23 protein-coding genes are annotated in these 24057 nt (G+C 43.3%); 14 read left to right on the plus strand and 9 right to left on the minus strand.

The window, feature by feature from the left end; all coding sequences use genetic code 11:
* Nucleotides 1-40 precede the first annotated feature (40 nt).
* Nucleotides 41-2974, minus strand: a complete 2934-nt coding sequence (gene gcvP / locus ABWT76_RS10650; RefSeq protein ID WP_354636057.1) for an aminomethyl-transferring glycine dehydrogenase — start codon at nt 2972-2974, stop codon at nt 41-43.
* Nucleotides 2975-3348: 374 nt separating this feature from the next.
* On the opposite strand from gcvP, the gene ABWT76_RS10655 reads away from it, so the two are divergent.
* The gene (locus ABWT76_RS10655) at nt 3349-4416 is read left to right on the plus strand and encodes a LamG-like jellyroll fold domain-containing protein (RefSeq protein WP_190880444.1); all 1068 of its coding nucleotides are present in this window, start codon (nt 3349-3351) and stop codon (nt 4414-4416) included.
* Between the two features lie 195 nt (nt 4417-4611).
* Nucleotides 4612-5169, plus strand: coding sequence for a hypothetical protein (locus ABWT76_RS10660; RefSeq protein WP_190880442.1), 558 nt, complete (start codon nt 4612-4614; stop codon nt 5167-5169).
* A 39-nt stretch (nt 5170-5208) separates the two neighbouring features.
* Here the strand turns inward: ABWT76_RS10660 and ABWT76_RS10665 are convergent, their stop codons facing one another.
* A complete protein-coding gene (locus ABWT76_RS10665) occupies nt 5209-5373 on the minus strand; it encodes a hypothetical protein (RefSeq protein ID WP_156332003.1) in 165 nt (54 codons plus the stop codon).
* A gap of 447 nt (nt 5374-5820) precedes the next feature.
* Here ABWT76_RS10665 and ABWT76_RS10670 point away from each other — a divergent pair, with 447 nt between their 5' ends.
* On the plus strand, nt 5821-6315 hold the full coding sequence (locus ABWT76_RS10670; RefSeq protein ID WP_054469383.1) for a hypothetical protein: 495 nt from the start codon (nt 5821-5823) through the stop codon (nt 6313-6315).
* A 195-nt stretch (nt 6316-6510) separates the two neighbouring features.
* Here the strand turns inward: ABWT76_RS10670 and ABWT76_RS10675 are convergent, their stop codons facing one another.
* Nucleotides 6511-6930 (minus strand): hypothetical protein, encoded by a 420-nt coding sequence (locus ABWT76_RS10675; protein ID WP_054469384.1) that lies wholly within the window; start codon nt 6928-6930, stop codon nt 6511-6513.
* A 264-nt stretch (nt 6931-7194) separates the two neighbouring features.
* Here ABWT76_RS10675 and ABWT76_RS10680 point away from each other — a divergent pair, with 264 nt between their 5' ends.
* Nucleotides 7195-7584, plus strand: a complete 390-nt coding sequence (locus ABWT76_RS10680) for a hypothetical protein (protein WP_054469385.1) — start codon at nt 7195-7197, stop codon at nt 7582-7584.
* Nucleotides 7585-7788: 204 nt separating this feature from the next.
* On the opposite strand, the gene ABWT76_RS10685 is transcribed toward ABWT76_RS10680, so the two are convergent.
* Complete coding sequence (locus ABWT76_RS10685; protein ID WP_354636058.1) at nt 7789-9780, minus strand: GAF domain-containing protein; 1992 nt, start codon at nt 9778-9780, stop codon at nt 7789-7791.
* A 42-nt stretch (nt 9781-9822) separates the two neighbouring features.
* Between ABWT76_RS10685 and ABWT76_RS10690 the strand changes: the two genes are divergently transcribed.
* A complete protein-coding gene (locus tag ABWT76_RS10690) occupies nt 9823-11385 on the plus strand; it encodes a hypothetical protein (RefSeq protein ID WP_354636059.1) in 1563 nt (520 codons plus the stop codon).
* Nucleotides 11386-11774: 389 nt separating this feature from the next.
* On the opposite strand, the gene ABWT76_RS10695 is transcribed toward ABWT76_RS10690, so the two are convergent.
* Nucleotides 11775-12062 (minus strand): helix-turn-helix transcriptional regulator, encoded by a 288-nt coding sequence (locus tag ABWT76_RS10695; RefSeq protein WP_354636060.1) that lies wholly within the window; start codon nt 12060-12062, stop codon nt 11775-11777.
* Between the two features lie 418 nt (nt 12063-12480).
* Here ABWT76_RS10695 and ABWT76_RS10700 point away from each other — a divergent pair, with 418 nt between their 5' ends.
* The 7 genes from ABWT76_RS10700 (at nt 12481) to ABWT76_RS10730 (ending at nt 17477) form a co-directional block, all read left to right on the plus strand.
* Nucleotides 12481-12789, plus strand: coding sequence for a hypothetical protein (locus ABWT76_RS10700; RefSeq protein ID WP_354636061.1), 309 nt, complete (start codon nt 12481-12483; stop codon nt 12787-12789).
* Nucleotides 12786-13031, plus strand: a complete 246-nt coding sequence (locus tag ABWT76_RS10705; protein ID WP_354635895.1) for a hypothetical protein — start codon at nt 12786-12788, stop codon at nt 13029-13031. The genes ABWT76_RS10700 and ABWT76_RS10705 overlap by 4 nt, the downstream gene beginning before the upstream one ends.
* A gap of 261 nt (nt 13032-13292) precedes the next feature.
* The gene (locus ABWT76_RS10710; protein WP_354636062.1) at nt 13293-13502 is read left to right on the plus strand and encodes a hypothetical protein; all 210 of its coding nucleotides are present in this window, start codon (nt 13293-13295) and stop codon (nt 13500-13502) included.
* A 44-nt stretch (nt 13503-13546) separates the two neighbouring features.
* The gene (locus ABWT76_RS10715; RefSeq protein ID WP_354636063.1) at nt 13547-13894 is read left to right on the plus strand and encodes a hypothetical protein; all 348 of its coding nucleotides are present in this window, start codon (nt 13547-13549) and stop codon (nt 13892-13894) included.
* 11 nt (nt 13895-13905) lie between these two features.
* Nucleotides 13906-14034 carry a hypothetical protein gene (locus ABWT76_RS10720; protein WP_354636064.1) on the plus strand — a complete coding sequence of 43 codons (129 nt, stop codon included), beginning with the start codon at nt 13906-13908 and terminating at the stop codon, nt 14032-14034.
* 214 nt (nt 14035-14248) lie between these two features.
* Nucleotides 14249-14695: a hypothetical protein gene (locus ABWT76_RS10725; protein ID WP_354636065.1), complete on the plus strand. Its 447-nt coding sequence runs from the start codon at nt 14249-14251 to the stop codon at nt 14693-14695.
* Nucleotides 14696-14861: 166 nt separating this feature from the next.
* Nucleotides 14862-17477, plus strand: a complete 2616-nt coding sequence (locus ABWT76_RS10730; protein WP_354636066.1) for a phage/plasmid primase, P4 family — start codon at nt 14862-14864, stop codon at nt 17475-17477.
* A gap of 267 nt (nt 17478-17744) precedes the next feature.
* Here ABWT76_RS10730 and ABWT76_RS10735 read toward each other — a convergent pair whose 3' ends face one another.
* Nucleotides 17745-18374 carry a PAS domain-containing protein gene (locus ABWT76_RS10735; protein ID WP_354636067.1) on the minus strand — a complete coding sequence of 210 codons (630 nt, stop codon included), beginning with the start codon at nt 18372-18374 and terminating at the stop codon, nt 17745-17747.
* A gap of 407 nt (nt 18375-18781) precedes the next feature.
* Here ABWT76_RS10735 and ABWT76_RS10740 point away from each other — a divergent pair, with 407 nt between their 5' ends.
* Nucleotides 18782-20575 carry a tetratricopeptide repeat protein gene (locus ABWT76_RS10740; protein WP_354636068.1) on the plus strand — a complete coding sequence of 598 codons (1794 nt, stop codon included), beginning with the start codon at nt 18782-18784 and terminating at the stop codon, nt 20573-20575.
* Between the two features lie 558 nt (nt 20576-21133).
* Nucleotides 21134-21184: a hypothetical protein gene (locus ABWT76_RS10745; RefSeq protein ID WP_354636400.1), complete on the plus strand. Its 51-nt coding sequence runs from the start codon at nt 21134-21136 to the stop codon at nt 21182-21184.
* A 120-nt stretch (nt 21185-21304) separates the two neighbouring features.
* On the opposite strand, the gene ABWT76_RS10750 is transcribed toward ABWT76_RS10745, so the two are convergent.
* The 3 genes from ABWT76_RS10750 to ABWT76_RS10760 form a co-directional block, all read right to left on the minus strand.
* On the minus strand, nt 21305-22084 hold the full coding sequence (locus ABWT76_RS10750; RefSeq protein ID WP_354636069.1) for a hypothetical protein: 780 nt from the start codon (nt 22082-22084) through the stop codon (nt 21305-21307).
* 173 nt (nt 22085-22257) lie between these two features.
* A complete protein-coding gene (locus tag ABWT76_RS10755) occupies nt 22258-23175 on the minus strand; it encodes a 2OG-Fe(II) oxygenase (protein WP_054469389.1) in 918 nt (305 codons plus the stop codon).
* Nucleotides 23176-23273: 98 nt separating this feature from the next.
* A complete protein-coding gene (locus ABWT76_RS10760; RefSeq protein WP_190879323.1) occupies nt 23274-24017 on the minus strand; it encodes a hypothetical protein in 744 nt (247 codons plus the stop codon).
* Between the last annotated feature and the right edge of the window lie 40 nt (nt 24018-24057).

Consider the following 24057-nt stretch of genomic DNA (forward strand, 5'->3'; position numbering starts at 1 on the left):
AAGAAACCGGGTTTTTCTCGATAATAAACTGGGTTTCTATCTATTCAGAATAGGCGTCCATTGGTACGCAAGAACAGACAAAGTTGCGATCGCCAAAAGCATTATCAATCCGACCCACGGACGGCCAGAACTTATGGTCTTTAGTCCAAGGGGCGGGATAAGCAGCGGCTTCCCGGCTATAGGGATGATTCCATTCACTGACCATCAATGATTCCGCCGTATGGGGGGCATTTTTCAGGGAGTTATCGGCAGCATCCATTTCCCCGGCTTCAATGGCGGCAATTTCTCCACGAATGGCAATCATGGCATCACAAAAGCGATCTAATTCTTCCTTAGATTCACTTTCGGTCGGTTCCACCATCATGGTTCCGCCAACAGGCCAAGAGACGGTGGGGGCATGAAACCCATAATCCATCAGCCGTTTAGCGATATCATCTACTTCAATATCCGCAGTTTTCTTCACCCCGCGCAAATCTAAGATACATTCGTGGGCGACTAAGCCATTTTTGCCTTTATATAAAACGGGATAATGCGCCTCTAAACGACGGGCGATATAGTTGGCATTGAGGATGGCTACTTTGGTGGCTTCGGTTAAGCCATCAGCGCCCATCATGGCGATATACATCCAAGAAATTGGCAGAATGCTGGCACTGCCCCAGGGGGCGGCGGAAATTGCCCCAATGCTTTCTTTGCCGCCTAAGTCCACTACGGAATGACCGGGCAAAAATGGCACTAAATGAGACATGACCCCAATCGGTCCCATCCCTGGGCCGCCGCCACCGTGAGGAATACAGAAGGTTTTGTGTAAGTTGAGGTGGCAAACATCGGCGCCAATGTCTCCGGGACGGCATAGACCCACTTGGGCGTTCATGTTGGCCCCGTCCATATATACTTGACCGCCGTGGCTATGGATAATTTCGCAGATGTCTTTAATCTGTTCTTCAAAGACTCCGTGGGTGGAGGGATATGTCACCATGAGGGCCGAAAGGGTTTGGCTGTATTTTTCGGCTTTGGCTGTTAAGTCGTCAATATCTATGTTGCCATCTTTGTCGCAAGCCACGGGGACGACGGTCATGCCGCACATCACTGCGCTGGCTGGGTTGGTGCCATGGGCGGAGGTGGGAATTAAGCAAACAGTGCGATCGCTTTCTCCCCGTTGTTGGTGATACTGGCGAATCACCTGTAAACCGGCATATTCCCCTTGAGAACCGGCATTCGGCTGCAAGGAAATGCCATCAAAGCCGGTGATTTCCGCTAACCATTCTTCCAGTTGTTGGAACATGATTTGATAGCCTTGGGTTTGCGATCGCGGCGCAAAGGGGTGTAACTTGCCAAATTCTGGCCAAGTCACCGGCACCATTTCCGCTGTAGCGTTCAGTTTCATGGTGCAAGACCCTAAAGGAATCATCGAACTGTTGAGGGACAAATCTTTGGTTTCCAGGCGATGAATATAACGCAACATCTCGGTTTCCGAGTGATAGCGGTTAAACACCGGATCGGTTAAATATTGGCTTTGACGGGCAAAGGGGGCAGCAAATTGCACCTTCACTGACCCTTGCAGTTCTTCCAGGGTGAAAGGTAATTCTTCACTTTCGGCAAAAATTTGCCATAAGTTGAGCAAGTCGGCGGCGGTAGTGCATTCATCTAAACTAATGCCCACGGAAGTTTCATCAAAGAACCGCAGGTTAATTTGTCGAAATCTTGCCGCTTCTTTAATTTTGGATAAGTTGCCTTCTGGACAGTTTACCCGCAAAGTATCAAAGAACGGTTCCGAGGCGATCTCATATCCCAACCGCTGCAAACCTTCCGCCAACAAAACCGTCATCGTATGGACATTTTGGGCAATCCGCTTCAGTCCTGCGGGGCCATGATACACCGCATACATAGAAGCCATCACCGCCAGCAAAACTTGGGCGGTACAAATATTACTGGTAGCTTTATCCCGGCGGATATGTTGTTCGCGGGTTTGCAGGGCCAACCGTAAAGCAGGCTTACCTTGAGCATCTTTAGAAACCCCCACAATGCGACCGGGAATTTGCCGTTTATAGGCGTCCCGCGTGGCAAAATAGGCGGCATGGGGGCCACCATACCCCATCGGCACCCCAAAGCGTTGGGTATTGCCCACTGCAATATCCGCGCCAAATTCCCCAGGAGGCGTAAGTAGGCACAAGCTTAATAAATCCGCAGCCACAGTCACCAAAGCTTTGGCATCATGGGCTTTGGCTACAATGTCCCGATAATCATAAATGGCGCCATCGGTGGCTGGATATTGTAATAACACCCCAAACACCGAGTCATCAAAGGTAAATGTATCGTGATGACCCACTACCACATTAATTCCCAGGGGAATGGCACGAGTTTGCACCACTTCAATGGTTTGGGGATGGCAGTCCTGGGAGACTAAAAAGGTGTGGGCGGCTTTCTTTTTACATAGACCATAACTCATGGTCATGGCTTCTGCTGCCGCCGTGCCTTCATCCAGGAGGGAAGCATTGGCAATTTCCAAGCCGGTGAGGTCGATGATCGTGGTCTGGAAATTGAGCAAGGCTTCGAGGCGCCCCTGGGCAATTTCCGCTTGATAGGGAGTGTAAGCGGTGTACCAGCCTGGGTTTTCCAGGATATTCCGTTGAATCACTGGCGGGGTGATGCAGTCATGGTAGCCCATGCCAATAAATGAGCGGAATACCTGATTTTTACTGGATATTTCTTTTAAGTGAGCTAATGCGCTGGATTCGCTGCCAGCTTCGGGTAACTTAAGAGATTTTTGTAGCCGGATGACCTGGGGGACGGCGCGATCGATCAGTTCATCCAAACTGGCAAATCCCAGGAAATCTAGCATGGATTTAATGGCCGCTGCATTGGGGCCAATGTGCCGTTTGGCAAAGCTATCAAAGGCTTCAGCGACTAATTCGGCGCGATCGCTGCTAGAAGAGTTGAGGGTTTGATCCACAGGGGGTTGTAAAGTTGTTGGCATTTTAGCGATTCAGTAGGTTGGTTTAGCAGGGTTCTTGAATTATCAGTCACTTAAGTGAATAAAATGCATTGCATTTTTGTGAGATAAGGGGAGAGATTGTCACCGTCAATGGACAGGCGATCGCCTTTGGACTGATTTGGGACTTAAGCACCTAGGCAATCAGGGGACGGGGGGATTGCCCATACCTCAATTTACCCAGTTTTACATATCTCTTTATTTTGTAACAATTCTTGACCAGATGAGTGGGGCAATATCCCAAGCGGCTTTCGTGATCGCGATCGGTGGTGACAATTTTTTATGTTGAAAAGAGATGTTTCATGGGTGATAAGCTTTTGGATGACATATAATCAATCTCTGTCAGAAGAGGCAAAAAAATGACCCAACCTAAGCATTACTGGGGATTCGACGAGACTGACGGTGTTGCCAAAGACACTACAGGCAACGCCAACGGCACCTTAACTAACGCCATCCGTGTTCCTAACGGTCGTGTCAGCGGCGGCGGAGTGGTTCAGATCAATGGTTCCAACAATTCATTTGTCAGCTTTGGTGGTGGTGTCGGTCAGTTTGGCACCAGCAACTTTACGGTGGCGCTGTGGTTGAAAACTACTGAACAGCATCGGTATTTTGATTTAGTCGGAAATCGCACAGCGGGCTCCCACGGGAATTTCTTCTGCCTGCGGATGACCGGCAAACATGAATCTGCACCTGCCGGTCGGGTATCTGCGGAAGTCGATCAAGATGGCAATGGCGCAAATTATATCGGGGTCGAAGCCAGCACCACCGGGTTAAACGATGGCAATTGGCATCATGTGGCGGCAGTTCGCCAAGGCACATCCCTGAAACTATATATTGACGGCAAATTGTCTGGTCAAGGAACATCGGGTGGTGTTGCTAATATCGCTAATGGCAACTCATTCAAACTCGGTCAGTCATATATGGGCGAAAGCAAGTTCGCGCCGAATGCCCAATATGATGATCTGTGCGTTTACGATGTGGCCTTATCAGACCAGGAAATATCCAATTTGTTCACGAATGGACCGATTCCGCCAACGGGGGTACAGATTAAAAGTCTCGCTAATGGTGCGGTGTTGGATGTTGCCGGTGGTCAAACCAATCCCCAAACCAATATTTTGGTATATGCCAGTAATGGTGGGGACGGCCAAAAATGGGAGATTCAAGCCAATGGCGTGATTAAGAGCAAGTTGGGTAATTATGCTCTGGATATGAAGGATATTCCCAACTTTGAATGGGCAAAAGAATTAGTGCTTAATCCGATCAATGGTAGCCCCACCCAGCAATGGACAATTGGCGCCGATGGCACGATTAAAAATAAGAGCAATGGTTTTGCGATCGCCCTCTATGATACCGGCACCTATCAGGTTGCCCTGGTTTGGTATTTGGGTGCTCCTGCCAAACCTTATGAAACATGGCAAGTGGTTTAAATCTGCTTTATAGAAGGGTTACGGTATAACTAATCAGATTCAGGTTTGATGGCGCTTTACTTTTTGGGGAAAGCGCCATTTTTACCGAGGAAGCGATCGCGGTTGAGGTGGTGAGATGCGATCAAGATGGGATAAAATTAACTAAATCTAATGAATCAACGTGAATATTAGACTTACCGTAGTGAGGAAAAAATCATGCCAGTCGATTATTTTTTTGGATCTGCCTACATTTTGCAGACTGATTTAGGGTCAATGTTGAATAATCCCACGATCGTCGGGGGTTTAGCTGTCCTAGGTTTGCTCGTAGGCGGGGGATTTTATCTGCTAAATCAAAAAAAACCCGATGCTCTCGATCCTCTGAAGGATCAAGGAAAACTCATCCAAAGTAAAGCCACGAAAATTGGTGAAGTTGCTTTAGACAAAATTGATGATGTATTGGAGCAATACCAAAAAGTATTACCCTATCTAAAAGAATTAGGGCTGAAAGTCGAGGGTTTGAGTATTGAAGCTGGGTTATTCCCCAAAATTAAAACGTCCTTAATTGCTTCCCTAAGCGCTATTGAAGTGGCAGCAGTCGAACGAGTCAAAGAACAAAATAAATCCAATCAGTTATTAGTGGCTATTCTCAATGCGGTTTTATTAGCCAAAAAATGTAACGATCGCTTGGATCAGGCTTCGATTTCTTTGTTTAAAGATATGATTGTGGATATAGAATTAGGGATTCCTCCCGCGATTTCTGTGCGGTTTAAATAAATCATATTTTGCACAGAATCCAAGCTGAATCTTAGCGGTTTAACTCCCCAAATTACCGACTGCGCCTTCCCAGTTAGCGGCAGCGCCGATTTTGTTGATCAAGCGATCGCGGTTGAGGTGGTGAGATGAGATCGCGATCGCTGACCACGAAGACCACTGACCGCTAACCTGTAAAATTTGCCAAAAACATGAAAAATTTACCACCCACATTATGAACGAAGACTTAGGCATTTTTCTGATTAGCATCGCCGTTTTGATTCTCTATCTGATTTTTTCTGCCATGACGGAGATGGGAACTAAATGGCCGTGGCGGAAATAAATTTTTTATTTTTTATTTGTTATTTGTTATTTGTTGTTGGGTAGGGATTCTTTGGTTGTTGGTTGGGGAAAATAATTAACAATTATGTTGCTTGTTGCCTGTTCTTTACTTGTTTTTTGTTTACCCCCCACACAGGAAGCTCCCCCGCGTTCGCGAAGCTCAGGCGAGGGAATCGCGCATCTGGGCAATATGCCTGATGCAAGATAGAAAGATCAGCCAAATGGCTGATGTCAAGATTGCCAATATCTAGCTAAAGTCAAGAAAAGCTTTGATCCAGGGAAATTTCAATCGATTAATTTTTTGGTTACTCACTGGAAATATAGAAAAATTTTATGCACAAACAATCAGGGTTCTTTGCATTATTAAGTTCGGCGCTCATGGCTGATGAATCTTCCACCACCGCGATCAGAGAGTCTTTATTACCCGATGAACAACAAACTTTAGCTAGATTAACGAATCAGTATCAGCGCTTATTTGAGCGATTAGATAATCTTGAGCCAGGAAATCCCACCACATTAGGGCAGTCAGATAGTTTAGCTAAACAATATGCTGCGGTATTTTCGGCTTATCAAGAAAACATTGAATGTACTAAGCATTTGTTGTCAAAGCAGCAAGACCTGGCGGGTCGATATGAAAGATTGTTGCAAAAATATGCCCAAAAACTCAATCAAAATAATTTGTCAGACAAGCAACGGTGTACTTATAAGAAATTGTACAATCAATATGCTCAGTTGTGCAAACAACATAGTCAGGCTTGTTCAGCGGTGTCAATTCATCTAAAATTATCAGATTGCTCTGAAACGAATTCGGGCATTTACTTGAATTAAAAATTTTGTAGTGGCGATGATTATCGTTCAATAATCTGTTGCTTTTTCTCAGAGATTTATCCCCATAACCTTCGCCCCTACACGCCTATCCTATTTATCGCCTATTTATATTTACCCCATCATCCTCCCCATCTTTTTGCCTTCTGTCCTCTGCCGTCTATTTCTGATGACTATCACGAAAGTTTAGCCATTAGATTAGCCGTTAAACACTTCAAAAATTTTATGGCAAAAATTTTTTAGCTTTTGGGCTACTTCGGGGGTAGGTGCAGTTGTCCCAACAAATCGCCAATTTTCAATAGTGGAAAATCGCCATTGTTGCCCTTGATGATCGTAACCAGCAGCTTCAACCCCGATCGCCCGTCGATGTTTTTCTAAGGGATCTTCATAAAACCGAATTTGCACTAAAATACTGCGACTTTGGAAAGAGTGACTGCGCCCTGGAAAATGGAAACCAATATCAATAGAATCTGGATCGACCAGTTCTTTGGTTTCGGGATCGTTCATCCAGGGTTTGAGGTCGGATCTGACATCAGGAAACTCTGACTTAAACAGATTGACCACAGCGGCAATTTTGCTGGCGAGTTCAAAGTTTTTCACTTGTTCAGCGGCGTTCACGGTTTATCCTCCGATTAACGAGACTTAAAAATCAGAAATTCGTAAAAAAATTGATAATTTCGGGGGTTCCTGGGTTGGTAATTTGTGGATTTTCAGATCGCAAGTCACCAATCGTCGATGTAGGAACTGGGAGGTTGATGTCTGTCTTGAAACAAGAAATGGTATGAGTGATAGATGGATATGTGAGGTTGGCAGTTCACTCTTATCAGCATAAGAGGTGCTGATCGCACTGTTTCTCCCAGCGAGGTACTAGGATCCACTAACATGGCAATACCCTGTCACATCATTATCGAAGGAAATTCGGCGATCATCTATGCTAGTCGCAATGGCGCCCCGGAAAAAGTTAGACGCTTGCTTCAGCCATTTCTAGCAAAATTTTGGCAAGAAAGAGAAGCGGCTGGGGAATATCACAATACTCCTGAGTGTTTGGCCGCTCAGATTATCGTCCGACTTGGCTTTGAAATCTGTGAGGATGATTACTCAAATTTGCGAATCGGCACCAATGTCTATGACCCTGATGTGGAATATCTTTATGCGATCGCCTTGGATCAAAGCGTGACTGTTTGGGTTCCCCAGGAGGAATATCGGCAAAATCCCAGCTTGGGTTTAGCCGCTTGTCGTCAATTAGAAGCAGAGGGCTGGAAATCTGAATAACAATTGCTTGACCTACAGCGCTTTCCATTCTTCACGAACCACAAACACTTGTAGGGGCGAAGCATTCCGGCAGTAGGGGCGAATGGCCATTCGCCCCTACAATGCTGAAAATATTAATCTTAGTACCGGAATGCTTCGCCCTACCGTGGTTTATTAATCTGAAAAACGCGGTAAACCAATCAAGCAATTGTTCAGAAGTGTTACTTAGGGCAGGACGCGGACACGAGCAAATTTGAGACCAGTCACTCCTTGGAGAGGTTCAACATTACCGGATTGAATTTTCGGTTCGACCCAACCCTCTCTGGATAAATAACAAAGATATTTTTGGTATTCTTCCCATTCTTTGTTCGTGGAGTAAACCAAGGTTAACATTCCCGGTTGAGTGATTCGTTCTTGCGATCGCTGATCGACCCCTTTGTCAATGCGTTTTTTGACAATCTCATAGCGAGTGTCTCGCGTTCCTCCCACATCAAACAACCGTTCCGTCTTTTCGTCGTGAAAAATATCAATGGATGTGTCTTGTACCAAAACTAAATGGGTCAGTTTCAACTGGGTATCATAATCTTGCTGAATTTTGAAAGCCGTCCGCGCACAATCACAAACTGCTTTCAACTGTTCATAACGTAAACTCCGCAAATGGAATAAACAAAAGTCCCCGTGAATCGATTTCCCCACATAAATCATGTGATCGATGCCATCAGTGCATTCAATATCACAGTAATGGGGAATAATTTTTTGCATCTTTTCTTGCCAAGATTCCCAAGTTTCCCGTAAACACTGATTAATCTGATTCACCGCTTCGTCATACCGCGCTCTGGCTTGATAAACACATTGATGTTCGTTAGCACAAGCTTCTGTATAGGCTTGCACTGCTTCAGCGGCAGGAATACCACATTCGGCAAAATAATCAAAATAAATTTCTAGATTATTTTGTAAATATTCAGTAGCGGTTACTTCTGAATCAACCGTAATCCCTTCTTTTAAATGCTCAATTTGCTCAAGTAAATCAAGGCGCATTTGTTGGACTAAATCGCTGTTTTGGTATTCACAAACTGCATCGACAATTTTAATCCCAAGGCCATATTGCGCCAGCAAATCTTTTTGAATTGCCCGATTTCGTTCTTGAGACGAGCCTCGAATATCGGAAATCCCGTAAAGCGGATAGACATTCTTAAACACAATCGGTTCGGGAGGTAAACCCCAACTTCTTCTTTCCGCTTCTTGTAAAAATCGCGCTTCTACGGAGGGATGAATATTATTAAAAGAAGTTGTTCTTTGTTGTAAAGCTTGACGCAATGCAGCGGTAAAAGGCGAAATCAGTTGTTTGGCATTGTGCAAATCCCCCTGATTAAAGTGATTCGGCTGACTACTGGTTAATACCACTAATCCCATCGGCTGCTGATGGTTTTCATCATAGTTTTCATAATTATGGCTGATGCCAATGACCAGGGGAATAAGTAATAGAGAGCGAACACCGCTTTCGAGTAGTTGGCGATCGCATTCGGTGGGAGCATCTAAACGCAGATCCGGGATCTGACAAATTTGATTGGAGTCTGCGGCTTTTTGGAAATGAGATCCCTGCAAAAATTCTAGGGAATAACTAATCACACTGAGTTCTTGAAATTCGGTTTCACTAAATAAACGAGCCGGGTCTTGTTCGGCACTGAGAAACAGAGTTTTATCCGCCAGAAATAGCGATCGCATTTCCCGATCGAGTTGGCGAAATCCTTCTGGTCTGAGAATAGATTCTCGACCTGTGAGCCTTTGGATAACTTGCTGCATCTGTTGCTCAACGGTGACATCAAAAGCTTCCCAGAGCAAAAAACCTTTAACTCGGTAATGATCTAGGTTCAGCTTTTTCATCAAACTTTCTAATTGTTCAGCGTCACTCAATTGATCTGCTATAATTTTTTCTGGGGTTACAGATGACGGCAAAAAATTACTTAACTTACTTAATTTATCGGTGAGTTGCTCCGCCACAGAAACTTTTAATCCTTGAGAATTTAGCCAGAATTTTATTAACCTCGGTTCTGGATATAAAACACTATTAACGCTGAGGGTAATAGATTCGTCTATGTAGCCCGGTTTGTGGCAAACCAGACTAATTAACTTAAAATTCTGTGATACTATTAATTTGTCTAGAGTCAAGCCTTTAGCATCTAACTTTGTAGGTGCTAAAAAGTACACTGTAAGCACCGAAAATGCACCTTTAAAATCTAATAAACAATTAGCAACTATATGACTAAAGTCAAAAATGGCGGCAACCCGGCTAAGTCTTTGGAAGATGTCAAAGCTGAGATTAAAAATCACAACTCTGATATAAAGGCAAGATACGGTGGTCGGGGTGTCTGTACGCTCAAGGTTAACGATCGCTCGATCAGCAACGCAACCTTGACTTTGATATTTACCTACCCGGTAAACCGTGATGGAATTCAGAAACCTGAACAATATAACGTAGGCATGGGTAGCGCTCACATTCCATTGCAAGTAACTAAGGCTAAAAACGCTAGTAACTTACTAACCCACGTCTTGAAAAACAATCGCTTTTCTGATAACCCTATTGCATTTTGGGACTATCTTGATTATGATGTGTTGGGAAAGGTAAAAAAAGGGATAGCACCAAAGGTTATTGGTGACTTAATAGAAGCTTACAAATTAGCTTTTATCGCTGATAATAAGGATGCTAAAAGTTCAGAAAGTAAGTGGAATAATTATCGGGGTCGTTATCTTGAAAGCTTACCTAGTGACGCTGTACTGACTTCTAAAGTGTTGATAGATTTTGTTAACTCTTTAGACGATAACAGTCAAGCGACAAAAGCAATTACAGCAGTCAAAGCATTGCTGCAATATCACGATTTAGAACGCGAGCTTGGTAACGCTTTAAACTGCCGTAAGTTCACTGGTAAGGATAAAGAAGAACGCGAGACTTACGTCCCAACGGATGACGAAATCATCTATGTCTGGGAAAATGGTTTTAGTCTTTATAAAAAAGACGGTCATAAAAAAGGTGGTAAGCAGTTACACGGTACTAAAGCCCATCAATTCGTGTTCGGTATCATGGCTACCTATGGTATTCGCGCTCATGAATTTTGGCACGTTCTAAATTGGCATAACCCGGTTAACATTTCGTCTAAAGAGTGGGTTCAAGTCGATTCTGATGATTCTGACGATTCTACTGATAGTGAGTACGGCCTAGGCCGGGTTCAAATTGAGAGCGATCGCATAATCCCCGCGTTCTTTGACCCCGACAATGAGTTCCCAGTCCTGGTTATCAGTGACGATACTAAGACCGGTAAACGATTGGCTATGCCACTGTCACCTATCGGCGATAACTGGTTAGAACGTTTTCATCTTAAGGATGAGTTGATATTGCCAGATATCAAAGAACCGTTGAAAGTAAGGAAAGATTATCAATCAAATGGTGCGGGCGCGATAATTCGTGGGCTAGGTTGTGGCGAAAAATCAACGATCGCGTGGGAATCTTTGAACGTTACCAAGTTCTCATCCCATAAGTTGCGTCACGCCTACACCCATCGGGGCCGTTGCCTAGGAGTCAATCCCTGGAAGCTTGCCCAAAGTCAAGGTCACACCTTGTCAACTGCTGAGAGTGTTTACGCTAAAAACTTAGCGAGTCAACGAACGGCTGCAATGCTAAAAGAGGAGTGGCAACGGGTTTATCAGCAGAACAAATTGCCACAATTGACTAAAGAGCAAGCTGTCAAGATATCTGAGAGTTTAAAGGCAGAAACAACAGATATTAACTTGATTGTAAGTAAGTTGCTAGAGGCTATCTACGGATAGGTAGTGATTATTTTTTTGACGAACAGAGCGCATTTGCTTTAATTGCAAAGAAGTGTCGCTTGACCCGACACACCCGACATCCTCAGTCACGGCAAGGGTTTCATCCGACATTCCACCCGACATTTCACCCGACATTTCATCCGACATGGGAATCTCGTTAATGCCCAGCATAAACATCGACTTAGCGGGTAAGCGCTCAGAATTGCGATCGCTTTTCTGTTTATCCAGGTCCAGGATGCAGCTTTGTACAGAAGTTATCCGGGGATGACTCCCCGAACATTGGCCAACAAAAAACCCCCCAAGGTAGGGGGGGCGATAGCGCATCCGCGCCGCGAAAGCGATGTTGCATCCGCAACGCTACGCGATCGCATCTCTTAAGTTTTTGGGGGTTATGCCGCGTCAGCTTTGTCTGGCACATATTCTATTAAATCCATCGGAGTGCATCCCAACGCTCTACATAAGTCGTTTAGATCATCTCCGCTCATGGTGGGCATTTTGTCCTTTTTTAATCTAGGGATGCTGGTTTCGTGTTTTCCCAACCGTACCGCTAGATCACGATTTGAGATATTGTAACGTGCCATTACCTCTCTGCACTTCCATCTCAGCATTGTAGGTTCACTCATTAACTTACTCATACTTATCATATCCCTTATGGTCTTTGTATAGTAGTTTAGCATATATCGCTAATTATTTTGACAAAAACTATTAACATTTAGAGAAAATTCATATATATTAAGAACATGGCAAGCAACAACACCCCTACCGCAAATGGTCGGGGGGGGCGCGGCTAAGAACCGCAGTTGATGCAACGCCATAAGCCAACCAAGACTCAACGCCCAAAGATAGCCTTTACACCATCGCCCCTATCCGGGAATCAACTAGATAAACCGTCCAGGGCCGCCGGATAACCAGAAAGCGGGTAAGGCAGAAAAATCCGATAAGCGGGTACGCTTGCCAAAGTTACGGGTAAGGCCGGATGAGTGCCGTACTGAGTTAGGTTATTTCCACAAAAACTTTAAAACCCGCATCAGCGCTCATTCTTGGCGGAATACGCTGACACGGGCAATCCTGCACCTAGAAAAAGGTACGTTACCTATGAATATAACACAAACCGTCACCATTCAGGTATCCCTGGGGGATGAACTTGCGTCTCTCCATGACCTGACAGTGTTTACCTATGACCAGTTAGAGGCACTACTGGAAGCTTGTAGCTCATCTCTGAGAACGGGATGCAACATTGCGGCAACGCTTGAAGAATGTGGCACTGCATCATATTTTGATGATGATTTTCTCGAGTCGGTGAATACTTTTGCCTATGACGATCCGCGCCAAGAATTAATTGAGGCGATCGTCTTTATTGCTGCCCGGTTGCATCAACTGGAAACTGATGAGGTAGCAGCATGAGCATCTTAAGTAACGCCTTCTCTTTTAACAGCACTGAGCAATATTTAGAAGCTTGGGACAAATGTGACCAGGTACTTTCTAATCTGTCTGCACTTATTTCTTATATGGAAAGTGCAGCGACTTTAACTGATTGCTCGGAATCATATTTAGCCAAAATCAGAGAATCTGAAGCAACCCTAAGAGAAGCGATGAATTTACTCTGCCAGGACTGTGAACGATTTATGAATGGCAAGGATAAATGAAAAATCATCAGATAAAGAATGCGCTTACGCTGCTAAAATTTCTTCTGAATTGGCTAAGAATTCAGTACCAATTGAAGAAAGCAGGCATTGTCCCAATTGTGGGTCAAGGGCAGTTGACTTCTCATTTTTCGGGTATTACTGTCCCGATGAAGAATTCGGCAAATATTGACCGGAAACGGAAATGAGGCGGCATAACTAACAGGGAACACCCTCAAAGCTATTGCCTAGGGTGTTCCCCTTTGATTCAAGGATTTAAGTATTATGAAAAGACTTTACGCGGCCTTTAACATCCGACAGTTAAAGGCTAAACTTTCTCATCTCAGTCGGACATCTTTCAGAATCACTCGCAACTTTTTCAAGTCCAGACTAGGCATCGTCAAGCGGGACTGGTCACGGTTAACCAAGGCTGAAATCATCCGAGTTCTAGATTATTATTACGGTTCTTTAGTGCCTGACTTAGCAAAAACCTAAGTGATTACCGTTTTCAAGTAACAAGCCCAAACAACTTTCTGAGCGTGTTGCCTAAATTACGCCGTGAGTCAGGTCAGCAGTGGCGATTAATAGAACCGGCCAAAAAGATAGATGAGTTGAGTAACTCTGGGATTTCCTTATATTTGGCTCAGTTCAAAAAAGTTTACCCCAAAAATTATCAACTGGACATCTGGGATAACCCAGAGTGTTTTCTGGTAGTTGCTGAGATAGGTACAGACCTTTATATCTATGTCTCTCAACGTCATTTTGACGTGACTGAGTTCTTGGAACAAATCAAGCAAAAGTATGCAGAGTTAGTGTTTGAACTGTCATCCCGGTTCATTTCGTTTCGCGGTGACTTTCGCGGTGACTTAGGGGTGATCGTGACCTGAAAAAGTCACCGTTGCACCTTGCCGGTGCAAAAGCTTACACCTTTGATGTGACTAGGTTTCAAGCATTTCAAGGCCACGGTGCGATCGCCAACGGTCAAGACGGGTTTTCAATGGCCTGTCTTATCTCGTTGGCTCGCTGAAGAATAGTAGCAGCAGATACAAAAAAGTTAGTTACAAACTCATTGCCAGTGCCATTAAGTAGCTCTACATAGTTTGTACCTGTATTGTCTGCTGTTAGCTTTTTGATACTCGTTTTGTACTCAACACCCATAAAAAATAGCCTCAGATAATCGTGTACATCTGTGAGGGGACTAATCCCCCGATAGACATTCGTATATCTCCATCCTTAACGCTATGACGGATAACCATCAACTTAATTGCCTCCCCGAAGAGGTCACAGAAGGCTTAACGCCTCAACAAATAGAGCAGGTAACAATGATTGCTGTTTACAATTATGAGGCTGCCCTTAAATATGCAGAATTGATTAAAACCGAAAAGTATCAAAAAAAGCTTAAGCGAATAGGGCGCTACGGCATTGACCCTTTGGTTCCTGATAGTTTCGCTAAGGGCGTGTTGCAAAGACTCCAGAATTACACTCCAGATGTCACGCAATGTTGTTGCTGTGAAGATAAGGTTCCTAAAGGTCAGAAGTTTTGTTCAGTCCAATGTAGTGACGTAACTGACAAAATACTAAGCGGCAAACAAAAGCAGGTGAAATTTCCGTTTGCAAAAAAAACGGACCATTGGCGGAAAAAAGTAGGGAGACAAGCCTTACCTTACTCTAATGAATTTTCTGATTAAAAAAAGACTGTACAATGAATTAAGTTTGCTGGAAGTGGCAATTACTGATTCATTGTACAGTCTTTTTTTTAGATGTTGACAGATTTAAGTTAAGTTGATTAGCTATTTTTTTTGAACTGATAATCTGTTAACGCTAACAAAGTTAATAGCTACAAAAAAAGCAACTATGTCTACTCAATCTATCTCTAAAGCAGAAACGATCATGAAAATTTCCCAGCCTGACAAAATTCTATTTGACTTAAGCTCAAGTAATAATTTTACCACTAAAGATGAGCTTGTCAACCTATTTAAAGGTGCTCATCCATTGATTCCAGATGATTTACTGGAATGGATGGCGGCAGATTTAAGCGCCAGCGCGATCGCCCCTGAAATCGCCTTAGCCAATTTTGAACCAGTTTGGGACAACAAAAAAATTGCACAGTTCCTAGGCTGGAAAGCTTATAAAGGGGAACCAGGTTGGCTGAGTGGTGATTCTTTGGAACGGCAATTTAAGCCCATGAAACCGCTTCTTCTGGATGGCAAACCAGCCAAGTACCTTACTTCCAAGGGCGGCTATGATGCGGCATTGCTTAAGGGGATTGACTGGGATGCGATCGCTGACGACCCCACAAAACCTATTATCATCACTGAAGGTGCCAAAAAAGCAGCAAGTTTAATCAGTCAAGGACTGATAGCTGTTTCCTTGCCCGGTGTTAATATGGGACATCTTAAAGGGGGATGCGGCACAAAGCTTGTCCCTGGTCTTGACCTTTTGGCTAGATCAGGACGACATTTTTGCATAGCTTTTGATGCGGATATCGTCAGTAAGCCAGAAGTGAGAAGCGCACTTAAAAGTCTTGCTGAAACACTCATCAACAAAGATTGCACCGTGAGTATTTGGACCTGGGATATCTCAATCGGTAAAGGTATAGATGATGTAATTGCTAACGGAAAACACAACCAAGTGAAAGAAACTCAACACGATGTCTGGTTAAAAAAACTGGAGAAGCAGTTTAACTCCGAGTCCCGGAAAGGTGACTCAAAGCGTTCTGCCGTCCGAAAAAATGACAATAATTTTGCTGATGAGATTGCCGAAGAATACCAAGGCAAACTTATCTGGGAATCTTACCCTAGCCGTTGGATGATGTATGGCAAAGAGCAGAACGGGATGTGGTCAGAAATTCACTCCGATTCTGTCAACCGCATGATCGTGTCTTATCTGGATGTCAATAATGAGGCTTACACAGATAAAAAAGTTAAATCAATTTCTGCCTTGCTAAGAATAAAACTCAGCACCGATAATTGGAAGATGTCGCCCGACCTGATCCCATATCGTGATGGAGTTTTTGACCTTAAAACCAACCAACTTAAATCCCATTCCCCTGGTTATTGTTTTACGTGGCAATTGCCCTACCCATATCAGTCTCAAAATGACAACTGGAAAAAAATTGATGAGTGGCTAGATTTCGCTACTCAAAACAACCAACGAAATAAACAAACTTTAATCGCTTACATGGCGGCCACTTTGCGTGGACGTTCAGACTTGCAAAAGTTTCTGTATTTACAGGGGCATGGTGGTAGTGGTAAAGGGACTTTTATTCGGTTGCTTGTTGACCTCATTGGTAAAAATAATATCCATTCCAGCAGCCTGAGTGACTGGAATGGCAACCGCTTTGAGACCGCCAATGCCTATCAGAAACGTCTTACGGTGTTCCCGGATGAAGACAGCAAAGTAAACAACTATGCTAAATTTCTCAAGCTGACGGGTCAGGATGATTTAAGAGCAGAGGAAAAAGGAAAAAAAGCATTTTGTTATCGATATGACGGAATGGTCGTCATGGCATCGAACAAATCTGTGTTTGTGGGGGGTGCCAGCAGTGCGATCGCGCGTCGAATGATTCTCGTTCAGTTCAATGCAAAAGTTAACCCCACTCAGGTACGTGACCTTAACGCTGACTTCCAAGATGAACTTCCTGCGCTCTCTCGTTACTTGCTGAGTCTGGATGACAGATGGATATCCCGTACTCTCAAGGGGGACAGCAGTTGTACAAAATTGATTACGTCAGATTCATGGGAAACTCAATTTAATTCTGATGGCCTAGCTGCATGGTTTGACGAGTGCGTGGTCGTAGATCAAGAAGGCCAGGAACAAATTGGCAGCAAAAAAGCTGACTCAACGAGCAGTCTGCGAGACTGCACTACGCTTTACGAGAGTTACACTTTGTATTGCTATCAAAACAACTATCAACCCAAAAACAGTCGAAATTTTAGCGCTGATTTACTTGAATTAGCGCAGTGTACCTTGGGTCTAGATATCAAAAAACAACGCAACCAATCTTACCGTGTTATTACAGGATTGCGTTTACGCAATTTCCAATCTGACACGAAAATCCCCACTTACGGCGAAATATTAGAATCTGCCAACGAAGCTCATCACCACGCCATGTCGGATGAAATGTCGGATGGAATGTCGGGTGAAATGTCGGGTGAAACCCTTGCTGTGACTGAAGATGTCGGGTGTGTCGGGTCAAGCGACACTTCTTTTCCTGGTGAAAATACGGCGGTCACAAAAACAGAGACAAGCACTTCTGATGAAACTAACTCGATCAGGAAAGAAGTGACTTTTTGCACAACATTTCTCATCCAAGAACTTGAAAAGCATGGAGTCTCATCAGAAGAAGTTCAAAGTAAGCTGACAAAGTGGTATGGAGTAAAATATCGCCCACAACTTAACATTCAGCAGTTAGTTGACTTTAGCGAGAAGTTGCGTACTTGGCTCAAAAATTTGCGATCGCATTCTTAGCAAGGGTGACTTGTATCTGGTTAAACTGGATACAGGTTACATGGTTGTTAACAGTCAAGACAAAAAAAGAAAAGTATTATCACTATTTGTGCTTAATGATGGTATCTATTGTAAACTGAATAGAAACTGATTAAGCGCAAATAGCGTGCAAGCAACTTGTTTGTTACGGGTAATTTAGATACAAAACTGACGCTAGAAGTATCAGCCAAGGTACAAAGTACGGGTAAGAAGATTTTTGAGTGCTTAGGATGTAGTCAGGGTATGGGTTTATAGTGTATTCATTGCTGGTTTGTGGCCGTCAATGGCATATCGTTGCCGGAGAAATTGATAAAGCAAATGGCGGCGATACCATTGCCGCACTTTTGCTTCTTCTAAATTGCTAAATAGATCGAATAAAGTAATTTCTTGGTGGAGAAAACCTGTGCTGGTGGAGGAAAGGCCAAAAAACCGGCAAAAATAATCATTGGCATAAGTGACGCGAAAAGTCTCTGGGGCGATCGCGGCCATCAAGACTCGACTCGCTTGCCGTAAGGTACTCAGCCACCCTAGGGCTTGCTTCCAGGCGTTGAGTTGCTCCATACCTGGGGCATCGGGGAGTTGCGAGGCTAAAGTAGGCAAAAATGCTTCCAACTCTAAAAATTCTGGATCCGCTGCGGATATTTGGTTTGTTTTCTCTGGATCGGAATCAATGGTTAGATAGCCATTTTCTGGGCTTTTCTTTTCTGGATAATTGGATGAAGAATTAGACATAGTGGGTTCCCTGAACGCTTCATGTTTGACATCAAAAGTTTTCCAAGGGTGCGATCGCGAATTGCTGACTCGATTTTTTGAGTGATTTTCCTTGACTTCACTCCCGGACTGGCGATCGCAATAATCATTCACCTGGGTAAAAACCACTGCTTTGGCAGTGATTTTTGGTAATTTTTTCTGATTCTGACTACTTTTTATCCTGATTTTGAGGGGATTGTCTAGTAGCAGTATTTATTCCCGGTAATTTTTTGCTCATATTAATAGCCTAACATTGCTGATTAAATCTGGTATGGCCATGAGGAAAATTTCGGCAGCATCTCCTAATCTCCTAATCTCCTAATCTCCTAATCTCCTATTTGCCAAAACACGGATGCCTAAATTTTCCGGCATCTCCCCTCTTGCCTCTCCCCGCTTGCCTCTCCCCTTTGGCAGCTTCTTTTTTCTCTTTTACCGAAAAATTGATAAATTCTGCCCCTTGGTCGGACGGGATCCGAAAAATTGCCTAAGTCCTATTTAAATTTTACCAAAAAAATTACCAAAAAATATTTACTGTTATGAAATACTCTCATTTAAGCGTGCTAACGGTTGGTATGTTACTGGGTCAAGATTTGATGGGTCAAGCCCGTGCAAATCCCCTTTGTCCTAGTCAAAGCCTATTGGATAATTCATCCCCTGAATTTAATCATTGTTTGCCTAATCCAGCCGCAAATTATGCCCCAGATTTAATGGCATCGATTAGTTTGCCAGAAACGCTGAATTCCCCCATCCATGCTGGTGGTTTAGACCCATCTAATGCCGAAAATACCCAATTAGTCAGTTGGTTAAATTCTCCATATTTCAGTAAAAATCAACATTTGTCTCATGGGCAGATGACTGGGTTAAGCACTTTGCTGTTGAATTTTATTTTATCCCCCATTGGGGCGATCGCGTTTTTGTGGCTGATTAAACCTTGGATTATTCAGAATATTATCAAAGAAATTCGCCAAGAAATTTCTGAATTAGGAGAATTAGAGTTACAACTGAGTAAGGCTAGTCAAAAAGCGGAAATGTTATCAAAAATTTTTCAATCTAAGTTAGAAACTTTAGCCTCCGGGTATGAGCAAGAGGTTGGTAAATTTCGCAATCAACTGAATCAGCAAGGTTTATCGGCTCAACAGTTTGAATCGATTAAATCTGACTGGTTGACCCAGTTACAACATCTAGTATTAGAAGTGTATGATGCCAGAGATAAAGCTTTAGAAAAAATTGCCAAAATTCATCCCGATACTTTAATGCAGAAACTTTCCGACCAATTTTATCAGCACTATGAAAATCGCCCACTAAACCCTCAAAGTCAGGGTTTAGTGAATTCAGGGAAAGTGAAGGTTGAAGATTATCTTCATCAAGGCAATCAACTGTCGCAGCAAGGCTATTATGCTGATGCGGTACTTGCCTATAATCAAGCGATTTCCCTGAATCCGAATCATGCTGAAGCTTGGTATAATCGGGGGCAGGCTTTGGGCTGTTTACAACAATATTCCGAAGCATTAGCGGCTTACGATCGCGCGATCGCCCTGCAACCGGAACGGGCAGACTTTTGGGTAAATCGGGGGCATATTTTAGTTAGATTACAACAGCATTCAGAAGCGATCGCCTCTTATGACAAAGCAATTGCCCTGCAACCAAATAATTCTGAATATTGGCAGCAGAAAGGCAGTTTATTAGCCCGGTTACAAAAATATGCTGAAGCCCTGACCGCTTATGAAAAAGCAAGTTTATTAGCACCTGAAAAATATGAAGTTTGGCATTTAAAAGGCAATTTATTAGCCAAGTTGCAACAAACAGAACAAGCGGCGATCGCCTACAAACAAGCGGTGATTATCGACCAGAAAAAATATGAATCTTGGTATAATTTAGGCAACGCTTTGGGTCAATTGCAGCGATATGTTGAATCCGTCAACGCTTATAATCAAGCCATTGCACTGAGAAATGATGATTATAAAGTGTGGCATAACCGAGGCTTTATGCTGGGAAAAATGCAGCAGTATGAAGCAGCGATCTCTTCATACCAAAAAGCCATCACCCTCAACCAGCAAAATTATGAATCCTGGTATAATCGGGGCAATTTATTAGAACAGTTGCACCGATATAATGAAGCGATCGCCTCCTATGATAAGGCGATCGAAATTAAACCCGACGACCCAAGACTTTGGTATAACTGCGGCAAACTATTAGAAAAATTGCAAAGATTTGAAGAAGCCGTGGCTTCTTATAAACGGGCGATTAATATTCAACCAGAACAAGCCGAAGAAGCGCGATTAAGTCTGAACTATTTAATGGCCAAACTGCACCATGAAGCCGCCGCGTAGGAGTGGGTGCGGGGGTGCAGAGGAGCGGGGGAGCAGGAGAGGAAAGAGGATAGAGGAAAGAGGATGCATAGGTGCTAATGATGCTTCTGAAAATTCTATGCATCTCTCTTATCTTTTCTATGCATCTCTTTTGTCTCTTCTATGCCTCTCTATTCGCGGGGTGGCGGGGCGAAAAGAAACCCGGTTTCTTGGTCTTTGGGGGGGGTTCAAAAACCGGGTTTATTTTCTTTGTGAATCTTTGTGTCTTTGTGGTGAAAAATCACAATTTTTTTCTCAAATACTATTGACAAACGCCAAAATTTACTTGAAAATAGTATTGCTATTATCGATATGCCGACATATATAACTAAAACGAATCGATCCATCTCCCATCCCGGAATCAACAATGCAGAAAGTTGACACTACCCAAGCAACAACTGAGATTTCTTCTTGGCTGAAATCGGCTCTAAATGGTGAAGAAATTATCATTACTCAAAACAATCAACCTATTTTGAAACTGAGTCAGTTTTCCCCAGGTACAAAAAAAGGCAACGGGGCAGCGCCAAAGGTCAAATTTGGATATCTCCAGATTTTGATGATCCCTTAGAAGATTTTCAGGAGTATATGTAGTGAAGCTCCTCATCGATACTCATATATTTCTATGGTTTATCAACGATAGCCCCAATCTTAGCCAGAATGCCATTGATTTGTTGGAATCTGATAATGAATACCCGTGCTGAGGAAATTTATTTAGCCCAAAAGACCCTTGAGTAAAAGTTTTTGCCAAATCGGTGCTAATGCTGCTTTGAACACAATATCCGCCACCACAAATCCGAAACCAAGCAACAAAAATCTTTGAGGAAACTGATGGTTTGGGACTTGTTTTTTCAGCAGACTAATTAGGTTTAAACCCCCAACAGTGAGGGCAACTCCAGTGTAGAGATACCCAATGACTCGCAACATAGACCAAATTGGCCAAGCGATCGCCCCTGAAAGCCAAGGATTCACACTCAGTTGGATCAATTGGGCCACATAAAAATTCATATAATTCAGTTGGTAAGTCCCCAAAATCAACGCCCCACTTCCACAGGTAATCAGAGACAAAATACAAAAAACCAGGTAGCTTCGCAAGTGAGTTGGTAAAAACAAACGCAGCGAACCTTCTGCCCCGGTTCCTGTCCGAATCCAATGCAACATTTCTGCGGTGGAGGAAGTGCCACTAAGAACCACTTGAGCCGCTTTTTCTGGGGCGAAAGTAGTGGCAACGGCAACCGCGACACTTTGACACAGAGCCCAAAACAACATCCAACCGATCGCGCTTCGATGGCGATCGCGCTGGACATAAAATAGCAAAATCGGATAAGAAACTGCCGCACCCAAAATTGGCATTAACCAAGGATTTCCCCATCCAAAACCGGCGATCGTGCTTAAGACTGTACCTACCGCTAGAAAAGCCGCTGTCAAAGCTGGGGTTTTGAGTGGATTGGGAAATCGAAAATGTTTTCTTGAATTCACTGAATGCTGATTCATACTTAGGGTTTGAATTGCGATTGACTTGCACTTCAACCAATACTTGCCCATATTTTTGCTTAGAATATGAGCGATCGCCTAGCTATCAACCAGTCCGTAAGAACTTGCCAGCCTAAAGCAGGGGTAAAATTATGCCCTGCTTTGCTATAATGCATCGAATAGTAAATTGTGAATTAATTCGCTCTGGACATCCAGCCATTTATCGTAAATCGACTATCCGCAAAAGCTTTAGACTGACAGTTAACGGGCAACACTTCGTGCTCGTAACCACTAAAGAAAAACACAATACTATTGTTGCGGGGTTCAATGGTGGTAAATCCTTCCCCTCGCGTCCAATAATGGTTTTCAATTTTATTATTGTACATTCTTAATTCTCCCCCAGTAAATGATTTTGGTTCTCGATAAAAGTAATAGACATAGGTAAGCTGTCGAGTCGCCGTCGGCGGGGAACTATTGTCATCATGGATTTTATAAAATTCCCCATCATTACTGGCGGTTAATTGGCTATCGATTCGGGCAATATTAAAAGGAGATAAGCCTAACTTTGGCAAAACTTCTGGCAGCAATGCATGAATTCGATTCAGCAGTGGTTGCAGGACATTTGCATCGGGAGAATAAACTACTTTAGACTTGCGATAATCACTCAGATTATTGGTAGTGGTACTGCCGACAAATTGGGATTCAGTTGATATGGCATAAGTCAAAAGTTGCTGATGTTCTTCCCCAGACAAAAAGTTATCAAACTGGAGATATTGGGCGCCTAATGCATAAGTTGAGGGGATTTCCACGTTGTGAAAATGTTTTAAAATTAAACCCGTGCTATCTAATTGCATCGGCGGAGAAGTGGCGATACTAACAATAGATTCACTGGGAATATACATGGCCGATCTCCCTTCATCTAGGGGAATTTTAAAGATGCGATTGGCGGGTTGATTTTGCGATCGCTTAATTAACGCATCAAATAGTTCACTCAACAGGGGATCGTTCGCGGAGTTGAGTGCCAAAGCACATTGATGCCCTCCAGCAAGACTCAACATTACATGAACTTTATCGATATCATTCGGTAAATTCGCTAAATTTGGCTCAGTCATAAGCTCAGTCATAAAGTTAGATATCTGAAAATTTAAATTAATACTTTACCATCAGAGTAAAGCATAAAAAGAGGATATTTGGCAACGGACACTCTAGATTATACCGGCATTAGTTCTTCCATAATCATTTGAATTTGCGCTGCATACATACCGTGAAGCTCTACTTCAGCTTCTCCCTGTGCTTGTAGTTTCTCCAAGTCTGGCACTAAAGCTTCAGCCACCTGTGCAATCTCAGGATTTTGCTTAAAGTGTTGCAACTCACGGAGAATTGATAGCAAATCGTTTAATTCCGCTTGGGTCAAAAAATAAGGCTGGCTCTCCGGTTGGGGAATAATTTTGTCTAAGCTTTTTTGTTCTTCGGCAGTCAAAGAATTCAAGATAGCTTCAATTTGCAGCGCTTGGGCGGTTTTGATTAATATTTCTGGTTTTTCTTGCCCGGTGAGAGGTTGGAGTTGTTGAATCATAAATTGAATCAATTGACTTTGTTGAGGTCTTAAATTTAGGGCAATAATTCCTTCTAAAATTAACAAGATTTGTTTAATTTCTTGGTTCGTCAAAACAGCCACATCGATTTTTGGTTCACCGATCGCCAGATCGATCTGCTCCATTTCCGCCGCGGTCAGTGATTCTAAAAGCGTTCTTAACTCCTCATGGGTTTTGGCGGCAACTTGGACGGGGAATTTTTTAGACCCGATTAACCGAGTCAGTTGTTGAATCACCGTGTTAATCAGTTCACTTTTTTGGGGTCTTAAACTTAACTTTTGAATCTGTTCGATTACTAACAATACTTGGTGAATATCTTCTAAACTGTAAGCTTGATTGGGGTTGGGTTGGAATGCCATATAGAAAAAGTTTCCGATGATGATTATTTAAGCCATTATA

It is taken from the genome of Planktothricoides raciborskii GIHE-MW2 (assembly GCF_040564635.1).
Taxonomy (GTDB): domain Bacteria; phylum Cyanobacteriota; class Cyanobacteriia; order Cyanobacteriales; family Laspinemataceae; genus Planktothricoides; species Planktothricoides raciborskii.

Bases quoted from the DNA above. Each gene is read 5' to 3' on its own strand.
- gcvP (WP_354636057.1), bottom strand. From the start codon at position 2,974: ATGCCAACAACTTTACAACCCCCTGTGGATCAAACCCTCAACTCTTCT.
- ABWT76_RS10655 (WP_190880444.1), top strand. From the start codon at position 3,349: ATGACCCAACCTAAGCATTACTGGGGATTCGACGAGACTGACGGTGTT.
- ABWT76_RS10660 (WP_190880442.1), top strand. From the start codon at position 4,612: ATGCCAGTCGATTATTTTTTTGGATCTGCCTACATTTTGCAGACTGAT.
- ABWT76_RS10670 (WP_054469383.1), top strand. From the start codon at position 5,821: ATGCACAAACAATCAGGGTTCTTTGCATTATTAAGTTCGGCGCTCATG.
- ABWT76_RS10680 (WP_054469385.1), top strand. From the start codon at position 7,195: ATGGCAATACCCTGTCACATCATTATCGAAGGAAATTCGGCGATCATC.
- ABWT76_RS10690 (WP_354636059.1), top strand. From the start codon at position 9,823: ATGACTAAAGTCAAAAATGGCGGCAACCCGGCTAAGTCTTTGGAAGAT.
- ABWT76_RS10695 (WP_354636060.1), bottom strand. From the start codon at position 12,062: ATGCTAAACTACTATACAAAGACCATAAGGGATATGATAAGTATGAGT.
- ABWT76_RS10700 (WP_354636061.1), top strand. From the start codon at position 12,481: ATGAATATAACACAAACCGTCACCATTCAGGTATCCCTGGGGGATGAA.
- ABWT76_RS10705 (WP_354635895.1), top strand. From the start codon at position 12,786: ATGAGCATCTTAAGTAACGCCTTCTCTTTTAACAGCACTGAGCAATAT.
- ABWT76_RS10710 (WP_354636062.1), top strand. From the start codon at position 13,293: ATGAAAAGACTTTACGCGGCCTTTAACATCCGACAGTTAAAGGCTAAA.
- ABWT76_RS10725 (WP_354636065.1), top strand. From the start codon at position 14,249: ATGACGGATAACCATCAACTTAATTGCCTCCCCGAAGAGGTCACAGAA.
- ABWT76_RS10730 (WP_354636066.1), top strand. From the start codon at position 14,862: ATGTCTACTCAATCTATCTCTAAAGCAGAAACGATCATGAAAATTTCC.
- ABWT76_RS10740 (WP_354636068.1), top strand. From the start codon at position 18,782: ATGAAATACTCTCATTTAAGCGTGCTAACGGTTGGTATGTTACTGGGT.
- ABWT76_RS10750 (WP_354636069.1), bottom strand. From the start codon at position 22,084: ATGAATCAGCATTCAGTGAATTCAAGAAAACATTTTCGATTTCCCAAT.
- ABWT76_RS10755 (WP_054469389.1), bottom strand. From the start codon at position 23,175: ATGACTGAGCCAAATTTAGCGAATTTACCGAATGATATCGATAAAGTT.
- ABWT76_RS10760 (WP_190879323.1), bottom strand. From the start codon at position 24,017: ATGGCATTCCAACCCAACCCCAATCAAGCTTACAGTTTAGAAGATATT.